Here is a 14825-nt window from a genome sequence, read left to right on the forward strand (position 1 = left end):
CGGCGAGCCTGCGGGGTCTTCCATTTCGCTCTATTTTCCCGCAGGAGTCAAGTTCCTTCCGCTACAATCCACTAAGTGTTATAAACATCTAGTCTAAAAACAACAATTTTTACGAAAAAGACCGTGAGATTAAGTTCTCACAGTCTTATCATTTCTTTAATTAAACCCCTGTTTTCTGCGGAACATGAAGGACTTTGAAGAATTCTTTCATAAATCCCGGCAAATCAGGCCAGGCGTGCCCTGTTACCAGGTTTCCATCAACATGAAGCATTTCTTCAATATATGTGGCGCCAGCTGCTTCAACTTCAGGTCTGCATGCACTGTATGCCGTGACTTCACGCCCTTTTATATATTCCCGTACAGTAGTAAGTACAAGCTGACCGTGACAGATAACACCTAAAGGCTTATCTTCTTTTAAAAAATGAGCAGCAATTTCCTGAACTTTTGAATTCATGCGAATATACTCAGGAGCTCGTCCTCCGGGAATAATCAGTCCGTCAAAATCAGCAGGATCAATTTCATCTACAGATGCATGTGAATCAATTTTATAGCCTAATTTCTCTGTAAAGGTATCCATTTCCGGGAGAAAATCATGGACAACTGTCTGCAATTTCTTCTTTACAGGTGAAGCAATCGTGCACGAAATATTTTCTTCCAGGCATCGGTAATAAGGATAAAATACCTCCAGGGCTTCAACAGCATCTCCGGTCAGAATCAGAACATTTTTACTCATTTTTACTACCTTCCTTCGTTATAATATCAAAGCAGGATACGTGAGTCTGTTCTTTGGTGAGATGACTTCAGCTATGCAGGATCATTCTAAGAACAGTATAGCATTGAGTGCTAATCGATTTTTCATTACAGTTTTTTTACAATTTTGTTAATGGTCTCTCTGCTTTTTGTACAGGTTTCCCATTTTCCTCTATTCCCGCAGGAGTCAAGTTTGCCACAAACCACTTAGGGTTACTATTTAGTACTGCAGCAACAATATTTATGAAAGGCTCTTTTCTTAACGATTGTTGCTTTTAGGCTAGTAGTTATAACCATAAGGGGTGCAGCGGAAGGAGATTGACTCCTTCTGGTGAATAGAGGGAATTGGTTGATTCCCCTTTTTTGTGCAAAAACCTAAATTGTGGAATCATAGCGTGCGGTTGATTCCCCTTTTCGTTGTAAAAACCAAAATGGTGGAATCATAGGATGTGATTGATTCCCCTTTTCAGCGCAAAAACCAAAATGGTGGAATCATAGCATGTGGTTGATTCCCCTTTTCCGTGCAAAAACTCAAATGGTGGAATCATAGCGTGCATTTGATTCTACTTTTCTGCACAATAAACAAAATATAGAGGATAATCAAAAACAACAATCTATGCGAAAACAGCCTTATGAAAAGAGCAAAGAAAATAATCCGTACTAAACGAAATTCAAGTTGGAATTTCACATAATAGTCCGGATTTTTCTTTGGCTGAAAACCTTTTGTCCCAGCCTCTACACAAAAACACAATTATGATTTTATACTCTTATCGCTGCTCACAATCATTTCTGATCGCTTCTGGTTAGTTGCCACAATATATATGGCTGCCATCGCAATTGCAACGGCAATATAGGAACCTAGGTTGAAGATGCCTTTTTGTGAATACCAAACGATGGAATATCCGACTGCTCCTGATAATAAAGCATAATAAGTGAATGGAAATAATGTTTTTCGAATCACAAGTCCTTCTTTGCCGAAAAGTCCAACGACTGCTGATGCTGCGACGACATTATGAACGCATATCATGTTTCCGGCAGCTCCTCCTACTGCTTGGAGAGCTACTATCCATGTAGGATTAACGCCAATTTGTGAACCAACATCGTATTGGAATAAACTGAACATCATGTTGCTGACTGTGTTGCTTCCCGCAATAAAAGCTCCGATGCCGCCAATGAAAGTTGCAAAGAACGGCCAGAATTCTCCTGCAATAGCCGCCGCTCCGTTTGCAAGCTCAATCGGCATTTTATCAAAACCTGAAGCACCGCCTCCCGAGTTAATGAAAACCTGGACCATTGGGACGGTAAAAACAAGTGCAGTGGAAGCGGCTATTGTCGTTTTTGCTGATTGTGACCACGCATTTTTGTATGCGCTTCCATTCATGCCGTGCAAAAAATATGTGATGACGGACACTAAGATAAAGATTGTTCCAGGCAAATAGAGCGGCTGAAAGCTTGCACTGACTTCTGAACCAAACATGTTAGGGAATGATACAACCCATGATTGAAGCCAGCCTAATACAGGAAGCGTTTTCAATCTTGAAATCACCAAGAACATACCAACAAGAATATATGGCGCCCACGCCATAATCATACTCATATTTCCGCTTTTATGGCTGATATCTTTTATTTCAAGTGAACCCATCCATTCTGGATCCCATTTTGACTTTTCTTCAAAATCCCATGCTTCTTCTTTGGGAGGCATAAGGAATCCTTTTTTTGCTGCGAAAACTACAATTGCAAGCCCTGCTAATCCGCCGACCATAGACGGAAATTCCGGTCCTAAAGTATTTGCAACAATTACGTAAGGAATGGTCATAGCGAAAGCTGAAAATAAAGCAAATTTCCATACCTTCAATCCCTCAGAAAATGATTTGTTTTTTCCGAAATATCTTGTCATCAATGCGACTACAAACAGGGGAATCAGCGTTCCGGCAATCATATGTAAAATCGCAACCTGGCCTCCAATCTCTGTGACCAGTGCAAGGAAATCATCAGTAATCCCTGCATCTGCGGATAAGCCTGTTTGCACGCCGACAAGCATCGGTGTTCCCACTGCACCAAATGATACAGGAGTGCTTTGAATAACCATTCCTGCGATTACAGCAGCCATAGCCGGGAATCCCAGTCCGACCATCAGCGGTACAGCAACTGCTGCCGGTGTTCCAAAGCCTGATGCACCTTCAATAAATGACCCGAAAAGCCAGGCGATGATAATAACCTGAATGCGCCTGTCTACAGAAATATCTGTAAAACCCTGGCGGATCGTTTTAATTCCTCCGCTCTCCTGCAATGTGTTTAGCAGAAGAATCGCCCCGAAAATAATGTACAGCAGTGTTGCTGCAACAACCAATCCATTGACAGATGCTGCTGCAACAGTTGCTCCAGGCACTTTCCATACAAACAGCGCAAGTCCGATCGCGGTCAGATACGAAATTGGCATGGCTTTGCTGGCTGGCCACCTTAGACCTACCAAGAAGATACCTACGACTAAAATCGGCAGTAGTGATAGAAATCCTAACATCCCCGTACTCACAAACAATTCCCCCTTTTTGTTTCGTAATGCGCAACATCATTTCCGTTTGTTTCCAATGAAGAAACATGTTATACAACAATATTTAATATTGTTGTATAACACGAAGTGCCTCAAATCAATTATACAAACTATGATTATAATTTCAACAATATTTAGAAAATTTAATCTCTTATTTTCCCCAAAAAAAATTTGTCCGGAATACCTTTTAAAAAGTGAACTCGAACAAATTTTAACATGGAAGCTTATTCTATTTTTCAAAGCCAAGTCTTACCGATATTTGCCTGCCTATATTTTGCATGCGTGACTGGAGCTGTTCCAGTCTTTCTTCTGTCATGCGAATTGTAGGGCCAGAAATACTTACAGCCGCAATAGCATTCCCCATGTGATCAAAAATAGGCACAGCGATGCACGTAATTCCATTTTCATTCTCTTCCAGGTCAAGAGCATATCCTTTTTGTCTGACCGATTTCAGCTCCAGGAGGAAGTCTTCTTTATTTGTAATCGTTTTATCAGTATGCATCGGGAGGCCTTTTCGCTCCAGAATGTCCAATACCGTGTTAGATGGAAGATGGGCTAATATCGCTTTCCCAACTGATGTACAGTGCATGGGGGCACGCTTGCCCACTTTTGAATGCATTCGCAGCGTTTCACTGCCGTCAAGCTTTTCTATATACACGACTTCCCCTTGATCATACACGACTAAATGGATAACCTCATTTGTTTCATTTTCAAGTTCCTGTAAATACATTCTCGCTTCAGCTCTTAAATCAATGGATTCAAGCAGCTTTGAACTGATTTCCAGGAATTTATAGCCAAGCTTGTACTTTCCCGTCTCAGGATCCTGTTCAACATAGCCGTATTGCACAAGTGTAGACAAAATCCTGTAAACGGAGCTTTTATTAATATCGATTTGATTCGCTATTTCGGTAACTCCAAGTCCGCCTTTTTTTAAACTTACGAGCGTGATGATATCAAGTGCCCTGCTGACGGACTTTACCATATTTTCTCGATCCAACCCTCTCACCTCTGGTGCATATTGACTTTAACTCTAGTATATCATGCCTGATACCGGGTAAAGAAAGGATCCCCTAGCTTTTAACGCTCTCTCTTGCTTCAGCGAATGAATTCCTCAGAATGCCGATTTCTTTGATTTCGCATTCGATGACATCACCTGTATTGACTAATTCTGCCCCAACAGGACTTCCTGTTAAAATGACGTCCCCTTCACTCAAGGTCATGACGCTGGTTAAATAGGAAATCATTTTCCGGATTGGAATAATCATGAGATCAGTCGGGCTATCCTGCTTCAAATCCCCGTTTAACCTCGCTTCCACATTCACATTGAATGGATCAAGCTCTGTTTCAATTGCTGGTCCAAGAGGCGTGAATGTGTCAAATGATTTGCCGATTGTCCAGTGTCCGTCTCCGTGGAAAAATGCAGGAGCTGTTACGTCATTTCCTACTGTGAAGCCAAACACATAATCCATAATGTCTGATTCAGGGACGTTTTTTGCCTTTTTCCCTATGATAATGGCAAGCTCTGACTCAAATTTCACCTGTTTTGCGCCTGCAGGTATGACAATATTTTCTTCAGGACCAATTACGGATGAAGTCGGCTTGAAGAAAAACACCGGAATTTCAGGCAGAACCTCAGGCAGATCTTCCTTATTTGATACGTAGTTGGCACCAATTCCGATAATCTGATTTGGAAGTATTGGTGCAAGAAGCTGAACCTGCTCTATTTGAAAAGAACGGCCTGTATACTCCCAGTCTCTAAAAATATCACCTTGTATTTCTTTGATTTCAGAGTCTTTTAATACTCCGCTATAGACAGCTGACTGATCTTTAAATCGGACAAATTTCATGACTGTACCCCTTTCAAAACGCAGTTTTGCGAGCAGCACCTGAAATGACGGCTGCTCTTGCTACAGCTTCTGCTACAGCTGCGGCGACTCTTTTATCAAAAGCATGTGGAATGACATAATCATATTCAAGCTCTGATGGTGTAATTAAATCTGCAATGGCATAGACAGCAGCCATTTTCATTGCCTCATTGATTTCTTTTGCATGCACCTGCAGGGCTCCTTTAAAAATCCCTGGAAATGCCAGGACATTATTGACTTGATTAGACAAATCTGATCTTCCTGTTCCCACAATGACTGCTCCAGCGGCTTTTGCATCCTCAGGCATGATTTCCGGTTCTGGATTAGCCATGGCAAAAATAATCGCATCCTTATTCATTCTTTGTACCATTTCACCAGAAACTGCACCTGCAGCTGAAACGCCGATAAAAACATCTGCTTCCTTTAAAGCGTCACCAAGCGTCCCTTGGAATAAACTTTTATTTGTCAGCTCTGAGATTATTTCCTTCATCGGATTCATTCCGGTTGTTCGTCCCTCGTAGATCGCACCTTTTGTATCGCACATGATGACATTTTCTGCTCCCATCTCAAGGAGCAGCTTTGTAATCGCAATTCCGGCAGCACCGGCGCCATTTATGACAATTTTCACATTTTTAAGCCTCTTATTAACCATTTTTAACGCATTTATCAGGCCAGCAGCTGTTACAATGGCTGTACCGTGCTGATCATCGTGAAAAACCGGGATATTCATTTCCTTTTTTAGTCGTTCTTCAACAATAAAGCAATTCGGAGCAGAAATATCTTCTAAATTTACGCCGCCAAAAGTCGGCTCCAGCGCTTTCACAATGGCAATAATCTCTTCAGGATCATTCGTATTCAGACAAAGCGGAAAAGCATCAATGTCGGCAAAAGCTTTAAACAAAGCGGCTTTTCCTTCCATTACAGGCATAGAAGCTGGGGCTCCAATATTACCTAAGCCCAATACAGCGGAGCCGTCTGAAATGACGGCAACCAAATTGCCTTTCATCGTATAATCGTAGATTTTTTCAGGGTTTTGATGGATTTCTCTGCAAGGCTCTGCCACCCCTGGGGAATAAACCAGACTTAAATCATGCGAATTTTCTACGGAAACTTTAACAGTAACACTTAATTTCCCATGTGAACGCTTGTGAAGTTCCAGCGATTTTTCCCGAAGGTGCTGCATTGCCTCATCTCCTCTAAATAAATGATTAGATTATTGCTTAACTGCAAATTTAGCTTTAGCTTCTAAGCGTCTGCGATGCAGGATTGGTTCTGTGTAGCCATTTGGCTGATTATAGCCTTCAAAAACAAGGTCGCATGCTGCCTGGAAAGCAACAGAATTTTCATAATCAGGAGCCATTGGCATATAAAGAGGATCTCCTTCATTCTGTTTGTCTACCACTTTTGCCATGCGTTCAAGCGTTTCTCTAACCTGCACTTTTGTGCAGATTCCATGGTGCAGCCAGTTTGCAAGATGCTGACTTGAGATTCTGAGAGTAGCACGGTCTTCCATCAAGCCGACATTATAGTAATCCGGCACCTTAGAACAGCCGACACCCTGCTCAACCCACCGCACAACATATCCAAGAATTCCTTGTGCATTGTTATCAAGCTCCTGCTGAATTTCTTCCTTGCTCCAACTTGCTTTTTCAGCAGCAGGAATGGTGAGAATGTCATCTCTTAAATCCTTCGCTTCCTTCTTAAGCTGATTTTGAACCTCTGTTACATCTACCTGGTGATAATGCAGGGCATGAAGCGTTGCTGCTGTTGGCGAAGGAACCCAAGCTGTATTTGCTCCCGCTTTTAGATGGCCGGATTTCTGTTTAAGCATCTCTGCCATCATATCCGGCATAGCCCACATGCCTTTGCCGATTTGAGCACGGCCCTGAAAGCCGCTTTCAAGGCCTGCATAAACATTTGATTTTTCATAGCCCAAAAGCCAAGCGGAAGATTTCATGTCATTTTTAGGAATCATCGGTCCTGCTTCCATAGAAGTGTGAATTTCATCACCGGTACGGTCTAAGAATCCGGTATTAATGAAAGCGATACGGTCTTTTACTTCACGGATTGCTGCTTTTAAGTTCAGAGACGTCCGTCTTTCTTCATCCATTACCCCGATTTTAATGGTATTGCGTTCAAGCCCAAGCAAATCCTCGACTCTATTAAACAGAGTGTTGGCAAAGGCAACTTCTTTCGATCCGTGCATTTTTGGTTTAACGATATAGACAGATCCTTTTGAAGAGTTTTGATAGTGTCCGGTTCCGAGCAAGGAATGTTTTGCAAGCAGTGCAGTCATCACACAATCCAGGATCCCTTCCCTGATTTCCTCTCCGTTTTCATCAAGAATGGCATTGTTTGTCATTAAGTGGCCTACATTTCGCACAAACATCAGTGATCTTCCAGAGAGAGCAAATTCTTCACCATTAACGCTTGTATACGTTCGGTCAGGGTTCAAGGTACGTGTCATTGTTCGTTTGCCTTTTTTAAATGTAGATGCCAGATTTCCTGTCATTAAGCCGAGCCAGTTCCGGTAGACAATCACTTTGTCTTCCGCATCTACAGCTGTAACAGAATCTTCGCAATCCATGATTGTTGTCAGAGCAGCTTCAAGCAAAACATCTTTCACACCGGCTAAATCTGTTTTTCCGATTGAATGGTTTCGGTCGATTTGAATTTCAAAATGGAGCCCGTTGTTTTTAAAAAGAATGGCAGAGGGCGAATCTGCATCTCCCTGATATCCAGCCAATTTTTTCTTGTCTTTAAGGCCTGTTTTTTGACCGCTGCTTAATGTGACCGATAATGCACCATCAATAACCGCGTATTCTGCAGCATCTTTATGGGATGCATCTTCTAACGGCACTGTTTCGTCAAGAAAATTACGTGCAAATTCAATGACTTTTTCACCGCGTACAGGGTTATATGAGCCTTCGCGGCCGGCACCGTCCTCTTCACTGATGGCATCTGTCCCGTATAAGGCATCATATAAGCTTCCCCAGCGTGCATTTGCCGCATTGATGGCATAGCGCGCATTATTGACCGGCACGACTAATTGAGGACCTGCCTGAACAGCAATTTCATCATCTACATGCTGAGTTGTAATCTTAAACTCCTCTGCTTCAGGCTCTAAGTATCCCATTTCATGTAAAAATGCTTTATAAGCTTCAAAATCAAATGCCCCGCTGTTTTCCCTGTGCCATGAATTTATTTTCCTCTGAATTTCATCGCGGACAGCCAGCAGTTCTTTGTTTTCAGGACTCAATTCCTTAACAATGGCTTCAAAACCTGACCAGAATGCCTCTTGATCTAAACCTGTCTGAGGAAGTGCTTCTGAATTAATAAATTCATAGAGTACGTCTGCTACTTGAAGATTGCCTTTTTGAATATAGCCTTTCATCTTCCGTTCCTCCTTGTGTTTGTTATTACAAAACGATGTTTTTCTTTTTGTTAAAAAAATAATAGCATGAAAATCAAAGCGTTTACAATCATTTTCAGAACATTTTACCAATTTAATTTACATGCCTGCTGCTTTCATTTCTTTTTTTACTTCCGCGCAGCGTCCTGGACTTGGAAATAATTTTCCTGCATTTAATAGATTATCAGGGTTAAAGACTTCTCTGACTCTTGTTTGTGCTGAAATTTCTTCTTCCGTAAAGACAAACCGCATTTCTTCTCTCTTTTCAATACCTACCCCATGTTCACCTGTAATCGTTCCGCCAACTTCGGCACAAACCTGCAGACATGCGCTGCCGGCTTTTAAAGCCGCCTCAGTCTGACCCGGAATTCTTGAATCGAACAAGACCAGCGGATGCAGATTGCCGTCTCCTGCATGAAAGATATTGGCGATTCGGAGACCTGATTCTTTACTGATCAGATTTATTTTTTCAAGGACTTCAGGCAGTCTGCTCCGGGGGATGACTCCATCCTGTACAAGATAATCAGGTGAAATGGCTCCCATTGCTCCAAACCCAGTTTTTCTGTTTGCCCACCATCTTGCACGCTCTGCTTCACTTTCAGCAGCCTTTACTTCACGGACATTCCATTTCGTGCAAACCTCAAGAATTTGAGTGATTTGTTCATCGATGCCGGCAGATATACCGTCTACTTCTATTAATAAGACCGCTTCAATGTCTTTCGGGTGTCCTACGGGAAAAGCTGCCGCCTCAACACCTTCAATTGCGGTTTTATCCATCATTTCAAGAGCTGCAGGGACAATCCCGGCTGAAATAATGTCTGAAACAGCGCCGCTGCCGTCTGACACACTATCAAAGTAAGCAAGGACCGTCTGTTTCGATTCAGGGTTTTTTAAGATCCTCACCGTGATCTTTGTGACGATTCCAAGCGTTCCTTCTGATCCTGTTATTAATCCCAGCAGATCATAGCCCGGCGAATCCGGAATCCCATTTTTCCCAATTTCAATGATTTCACCATTAGGCAGAACAACTTCAAGACCAAGGATATGGTTTGTTGTTACGCCATATTTGAGGCAATGGGCGCCGCCTGCATTTTCTGCAACGTTTCCCCCTATAGTACAGCAATATTGACTGGATGGATCCGGCGCATAGTAATACCCTTTATCTGCAATTGAGTTCGTTAATTTAAGATTGACGAAACCGGGTTCAACGACTGCCCGTCTATTTTCAAGATCTACACTGATCAGTTTTTTCATTTTCACGAGACTGATAATGACTTCACCGTTAATTGGAATGGCGCCTCCGCTTAAGCCTGTTCCTGCACCCCTTGCAAGGAATGGCAGCTGATTTTCTGAGCAATATTTGACGAGTGCTGCGACTTCTTCTGTATTCTTCGGAAAAACAACTGCTTTTGGCAAATGCTTGTGGATGGTAAAGCCGTCACAATCATAGGCTATTAAATCTTCTTTATGATAGAGAATATTTGATGGACCGCCTGTCAATTTTGCAAGACTATGAATATGTTTATCTTTCGTTTTAAGTCCTTTAACAGCCATTAAAGCTCCTCCTTTCCTTTTTCCTCCATTTGATAGGCCCAATCAAGAAGCTGTACGGTATGAACAACTTTCTGATTTCTGCCGTATTTTTGCACACCCATAGCCATTTGGAGCATACAGCCGGGATTCCCCATTGAGATCATTTCAACGTCATCCGGAACATTTTCCATTTTGCTTTCAAGTACAGCTCCTGCCATTTCGGGGTTGGTTATGTTGTAAATGCCTGCACTTCCGCAGCATCTATCAGCATTAGGCATATGGACCATTTCCACGCCTGGAATATCCAATAAGATATCGCGCGGTTCCTGGCGCACACCCTGTCCATGTGCTAAGTGGCATGCATCATGATAGGTGATTCTTGTGTTTAATTCAGCTTTAGGTTTTTCATAGCCGGTGTCATGCAGGTATTTTGAAACATCGACTACTTTTGCTGCAAACTCTTCTGCTTTTTCATGCCATTCTGTGTCAACTTCCCGGAACAATTCCCCATACTCCTTCAGCATACATCCGCATCCTGCTGCATTAACAATAACTTGATCCGAATCTTTAAAAGCCTCAATGTTCTGTTTTGCAAGCTTGCGGCCAGTATCTCTGTCGCCTGCATGAACATGGAGGGCACCGCAGCAAGTCTGATTTTGCGGAATGGCAACGTCATTTCCGTTCTTCGTTAATACATTTATTGTGGATTCGTTAATATCACTGAACATAACGTCCATCACACAGCCAGTCAGGAAGGAAACTTCAGTCTTAGCCTTACCCTGTGCAGGGATGACCGTTTGATTTTTGTATTTTTTTCTCACGGGCATCTTGATTTCCGGCATAATGGCTTCCATGTCAGCCAGATGTTTTGGCATGACCTTCAGCATCCCGGTTTTGCGCACCGCTTTTTGAATACCGCTTTTTTGATAAAATTTAAGCAGACTTCCAACAGTATTCAATCGATCTTGATGAGGAAACAGTCCTTTTAAGAAAAATTTGCTTACAGATCCTTTTACTCCGGTTAAAGGCATTGCCTGGCGGATCTGTCCCCTGGCTTCCTCAATGAGACCGCCGACATCAACATCTGCAGGACATGCCGTCGTGCAGGCGCGGCAATCAAGGCAGGCGAAAACCGGATCCATGAATTGTTCATTCACTTGAAGCTTTCCATCTGCAACTGATTTGATTAAATGCACCCTTCCTCGCGGTGAATGCTGCTCCTGCCCTGTTATCTCATAGGTTGGACAGGACTCAAGACACATGCCGCAATGGACGCAGTCTGCCCATTTGCTCTCATCAGGATGATCCTTCCATAAATAATTGCTGAGACTTGTTTCCTTGCATGCCGGGGATGCCTGCTTTAAGTCACTTTCTCTTATGCTCACTTAAATACCTCCCAGATAACGTTTGTAATTCAGGATTGATTTTGGATCGATTGCGGCTTTAATCCCTTGAATCAGAAAGAAATATGATGGCTTTTCTCCCCATACTTCTGTTTTGTGCCTCAATGCGTATGGCAGGTGCTTGATGAGCGTATACCCGCCCAATTGAGCGGTAATTTGCTGAATACGCTCAATTGCACCTATTACGTCATTGCTGCTTCCTCTCAGAATGACTTGGCATAAACCGTGCCCTAATCCTCCATGAGCTTCAATCGACACCGACTTATGCATTCCGGCACTTTCCTTTACAATGTGGAAAACATCCAGGTTTTTCACCCCGATTTTCAAGACAGCTTCAGTAACTGAACCAGGCTTTGAGCTGACACCGCTGGGAGCTGTCTTATAAAACGCATCCCAAAATAATTCTGCTTCCGCTTGAGGCAGCAGCGAAAACAATGTACCCTCCGGCACGATGCTTTTTATAAACTCTTCCTGATAGCGGACTGATGGTTCGAAATCCTCAAAACTGATTGCAAGCGTATACATTTCATGGTTGGATAAACGTTTAGATAAGGCAGGGCTCAATAGTTCCAAAGCGATTGGCTCCATCATGGAATCCAGCAGTTTTATAACGAAAAGACTCATTTCTTCCTGAAGTTCAATCGGAAAAGATAAAAGAATAAGGCTTTCATATTTTGGAACTGGCCTGAGCTTCAACGTGATTTCTGTCACAACTCCAAGCGTGCCCATAGAACCTATAAAAAGTTTATTCATATCATAGCCGGCAACGTTTTTAACAACTTTTCCGCCTGATCGGATGATTTGACCGTCAGGATAAACGATTCTAAGTCCAATAACTGAATCTCTTGATGATCCGTAGCCAAGCCGTTTGGGACCGCTTTCATTAGTTGAGATAATTCCTCCGATCGTTGCATGCTCTGGCCAGGCAGGATCAAGTGAAACTTTTTGCATGTGCTTTGCTAAATAATCCTGAAGCTCTTTGAACGTTGTTCCTGCTTTCACGGTTACTGTCATATCTCCGGGAGTATGCTCTGTTATACCCGTGTAATGAGCCAGGGACAACTGGATATCTGCATATTCTGTTAATCCTCCAAATCCGCGCTTTGTCCCTCCGCCGATAATGGAAACTTTTTTGCCATTTTGATCAGCAAATTTAAGGACTTGTGTGATCTCCTCTTCTGTAGTCGGGAACACGGTCATTTCACCATTATTTCCGAGCAAGTGATTCGTCTGACCCTCCGTTTTTACTTTTTCTTCAGGGAAAAGTGAGATTAATTCTGTCAGGATCAAAACTCCACCTCCAATTGTTTTGTAATAACAAACACTGTTTTATATTTAGTGTAAAAAAATTCAGTTATTCTGCTGAAGACTCTTATGAAGTATGGATTCTACGAACGTTAAATGCTGCAGCATGTATTCGCTAGATTGATTCGGTTTACCGGAAGAAATACTTTCGAAGATGCGCTCATGGTGTACTGCAATGGTTTCTATCGCCTCATTATCACATTTGATAAACTGGTGAAAATCAATCATTGCATGTTTAATCGTGGTGGATATGACTTGTACAAACTGAATCAGCAGTGCATTGCCGGTTGCTTTGGCAATCGATAAGTGAAATTGATAATCATCTTCCCAGGGGGCATCAGTCTGAGTTGATAAAATCATGTTCATTTGCTTAAGATCTTTTTCGGAACGATTGCAGGCAGCCATTTCTGCCATGCCGGTTTCAACAATTTTTCTAACTTGAAAAAGCTCGGTAACATCATTTGCATTTGTCAGCATAACAGCATGGCTAAAAATTTTTCTTGAATCAAATTTGCTGACATACGTGCCTTCGCCCTGTTTCACTACTACAAGACCTTTTCCTTTTAAAGCTGTGATGGCATCGCGGACGGCTGATCGCCCAACTCCAAACCTCTCGCAAAGCTCTCTAACCGAAGGCAGCTTTTCCCCAGCAGCAATCGAGCCATCCAAAATCATTTTCTCAATTTGCTCGCTGATTGTATCTGAAACCTTCCTGGTTGAAATTTTTTCTATTAGCACTTATTCACAGCCTTTCTTTTCAGACATCACATATCTGACAAGTAATCTAGTATAGTTTCATTTAAACATGATGACCTTCATTTTTCAATTCATTTATTGAATAATTCTGAAAATAAATGAAAAAGCGGCCCTCAAGCCGCTAAATCTTTGTTTCTATTAAAATTGTTCCAGCACTATTTTCCCGATCGTACTTCCGCTCTCTAATGATTGATGTGCTTTCTTAATATTCGCGGCATTTATTGGTGATAGAGTTTGTTTTAAGGTTGTTTTTAAAATTCCCTCATCTATCAGGCCGCTGATTTTGTTCAGCAGGATCTGCTGTTCTTGCATGTCTTCTGTTTGATACATAGCTCTTGTGAACATAAATTCCCAGACAAATGTGACACTCTTGCTTTTTAACAAATTCAAATCAAGAGGTTCCTTGTTTTCAACGATTGAACAAATTTTACCCTGAGGCTTTATTACTTCACTCATACCATTCCAGTGCTGATCTGTGTTATTCAGACAAAAAATATAGTCTACTTCTGTGATTTGCAGATTTTGAAGCTCTTCTTTCAAAGATTTATGATGATTTATCAGATGATCCGCACCATATTTCTCTGCCCATTTTCTCGTTTCAGGCCTTGATGCTGTTGCAATCACGTTCAGACCTGCCCATTTTGCAAGCTGTATCGCGATAGATCCCACTCCTCCTGCTCCGCCGATAATCAAAATTTGTTTTCTTTTGTTTCGTTCCTTATCAGCAGGATCAATCATTAATCGATCGAACATCCCTTCATATGCTGTAATCGCCGTCAGCGGAAGTGCAGCTGCTTCTGCATGAGTAAGAGATTTGGGCTTTTTCCCTACAATTCTTTCATCTGCCAGATGATATTCGCTGTAAGTGCCTTGCCTTGTGATGCTGCCGGCATAAAACACTTCATCGCCAGGTTTAAAATCGGTGCAATTCTCACCGGTTTCCACCACTGTGCCGCTTGCATCCCAGCCGAGAATTTTTGGCTCATCCTCTGCTTTTTCTTTAGGTGTTCGCACTTTTGTATCAACAGGATTAATGGAAATGGCTTTAACCTGTACCAGCAGATCTTTTCCAGAAGCCGCCGGTTTTTCCAGTTCAATATCGAGCAAGCTTTCTTCATGTTCGATTGGCAAGTATTTATACAGTCCGATTGCTTTCATGAATGATTCCTCCCCATTTGATTCTATTAGTTAGTATGGGGAGAATAATCGAATAAATCAATTAAATCAACTTGGATAAACAAACAAAAAAC

Annotated in this window: 11 protein-coding genes; all 11 read right to left on the reverse strand. The window is 42.1% G+C overall.

Features of this window, described 5'->3' with window-relative positions; genetic code table 11:
* Positions 1-160 precede the first annotated feature (160 nt).
* A complete protein-coding gene (locus tag ABEQ24_RS06390) occupies positions 161-733 on the reverse strand; it encodes a DJ-1/PfpI family protein (RefSeq protein ID WP_430005993.1) in 573 nt (190 codons plus the stop codon).
* Positions 734-1501: 768 nt separating this feature from the next.
* Positions 1502-3283, reverse strand: coding sequence for an L-lactate permease (locus tag ABEQ24_RS06395; protein WP_430005994.1), 1782 nt, complete (start codon positions 3281-3283; stop codon positions 1502-1504).
* Positions 3284-3530: 247 nt separating this feature from the next.
* Entirely contained in the window at positions 3531-4298 is a 768-nt protein-coding gene (locus tag ABEQ24_RS06400; RefSeq protein ID WP_430005995.1) for an IclR family transcriptional regulator, read from the reverse strand.
* Between the two features lie 73 nt (positions 4299-4371).
* Complete coding sequence (locus ABEQ24_RS06405) at positions 4372-5148, reverse strand: fumarylacetoacetate hydrolase family protein (RefSeq protein WP_430005996.1); 777 nt, start codon at positions 5146-5148, stop codon at positions 4372-4374.
* Between the two features lie 13 nt (positions 5149-5161).
* The gene (locus ABEQ24_RS06410) at positions 5162-6349 is read right to left on the reverse strand and encodes an NAD(P)-dependent malic enzyme (protein WP_430005997.1); all 1188 of its coding nucleotides are present in this window, start codon (positions 6347-6349) and stop codon (positions 5162-5164) included.
* Between the two features lie 30 nt (positions 6350-6379).
* The gene (locus ABEQ24_RS06415) at positions 6380-8560 is read right to left on the reverse strand and encodes a malate synthase G (protein WP_430005998.1); all 2181 of its coding nucleotides are present in this window, start codon (positions 8558-8560) and stop codon (positions 6380-6382) included.
* A gap of 117 nt (positions 8561-8677) precedes the next feature.
* A complete protein-coding gene (locus ABEQ24_RS06420) occupies positions 8678-10132 on the reverse strand; it encodes an FAD-binding oxidoreductase (RefSeq protein WP_430005999.1) in 1455 nt (484 codons plus the stop codon).
* Positions 10132-11496 carry a (Fe-S)-binding protein gene (locus ABEQ24_RS06425; RefSeq protein WP_430006000.1) on the reverse strand — a complete coding sequence of 455 codons (1365 nt, stop codon included), beginning with the start codon at positions 11494-11496 and terminating at the stop codon, positions 10132-10134. Before ABEQ24_RS06425 ends, ABEQ24_RS06420 begins: the two co-directional genes overlap by 1 nt.
* Complete coding sequence (locus ABEQ24_RS06430) at positions 11497-12804, reverse strand: FAD-binding oxidoreductase (protein ID WP_430006001.1); 1308 nt, start codon at positions 12802-12804, stop codon at positions 11497-11499. It lies immediately after the preceding gene.
* A 60-nt stretch (positions 12805-12864) separates the two neighbouring features.
* Positions 12865-13557: a FadR/GntR family transcriptional regulator gene (locus tag ABEQ24_RS06435; protein ID WP_430006002.1), complete on the reverse strand. Its 693-nt coding sequence runs from the start codon at positions 13555-13557 to the stop codon at positions 12865-12867.
* Positions 13558-13713: 156 nt separating this feature from the next.
* On the reverse strand, positions 13714-14733 hold the full coding sequence (locus ABEQ24_RS06440; protein WP_430006003.1) for a zinc-binding alcohol dehydrogenase family protein: 1020 nt from the start codon (positions 14731-14733) through the stop codon (positions 13714-13716).
* Positions 14734-14825: the final 92 nt, after the last annotated feature.

This window comes from Metabacillus idriensis (assembly GCF_050483325.1).
In the GTDB taxonomy this organism is placed as follows: domain Bacteria; phylum Bacillota; class Bacilli; order Bacillales; family Bacillaceae; genus Bacillus_P; species Bacillus_P idriensis_A.

Bases quoted from the DNA above. Each gene is read 5' to 3' on its own strand.
- ABEQ24_RS06440 (WP_430006003.1), bottom strand. From the start codon at position 14,733: ATGAAAGCAATCGGACTGTATAAATACTTGCCAATCGAACATGAAGAA.
- ABEQ24_RS06410 (WP_430005997.1), bottom strand. From the start codon at position 6,349: ATGCAGCACCTTCGGGAAAAATCGCTGGAACTTCACAAGCGTTCACAT.
- ABEQ24_RS06420 (WP_430005999.1), bottom strand. From the start codon at position 10,132: ATGGCTGTTAAAGGACTTAAAACGAAAGATAAACATATTCATAGTCTT.
- ABEQ24_RS06415 (WP_430005998.1), bottom strand. From the start codon at position 8,560: ATGAAAGGCTATATTCAAAAAGGCAATCTTCAAGTAGCAGACGTACTC.
- ABEQ24_RS06405 (WP_430005996.1), bottom strand. From the start codon at position 5,148: ATGAAATTTGTCCGATTTAAAGATCAGTCAGCTGTCTATAGCGGAGTA.
- ABEQ24_RS06390 (WP_430005993.1), bottom strand. From the start codon at position 733: ATGAGTAAAAATGTTCTGATTCTGACCGGAGATGCTGTTGAAGCCCTG.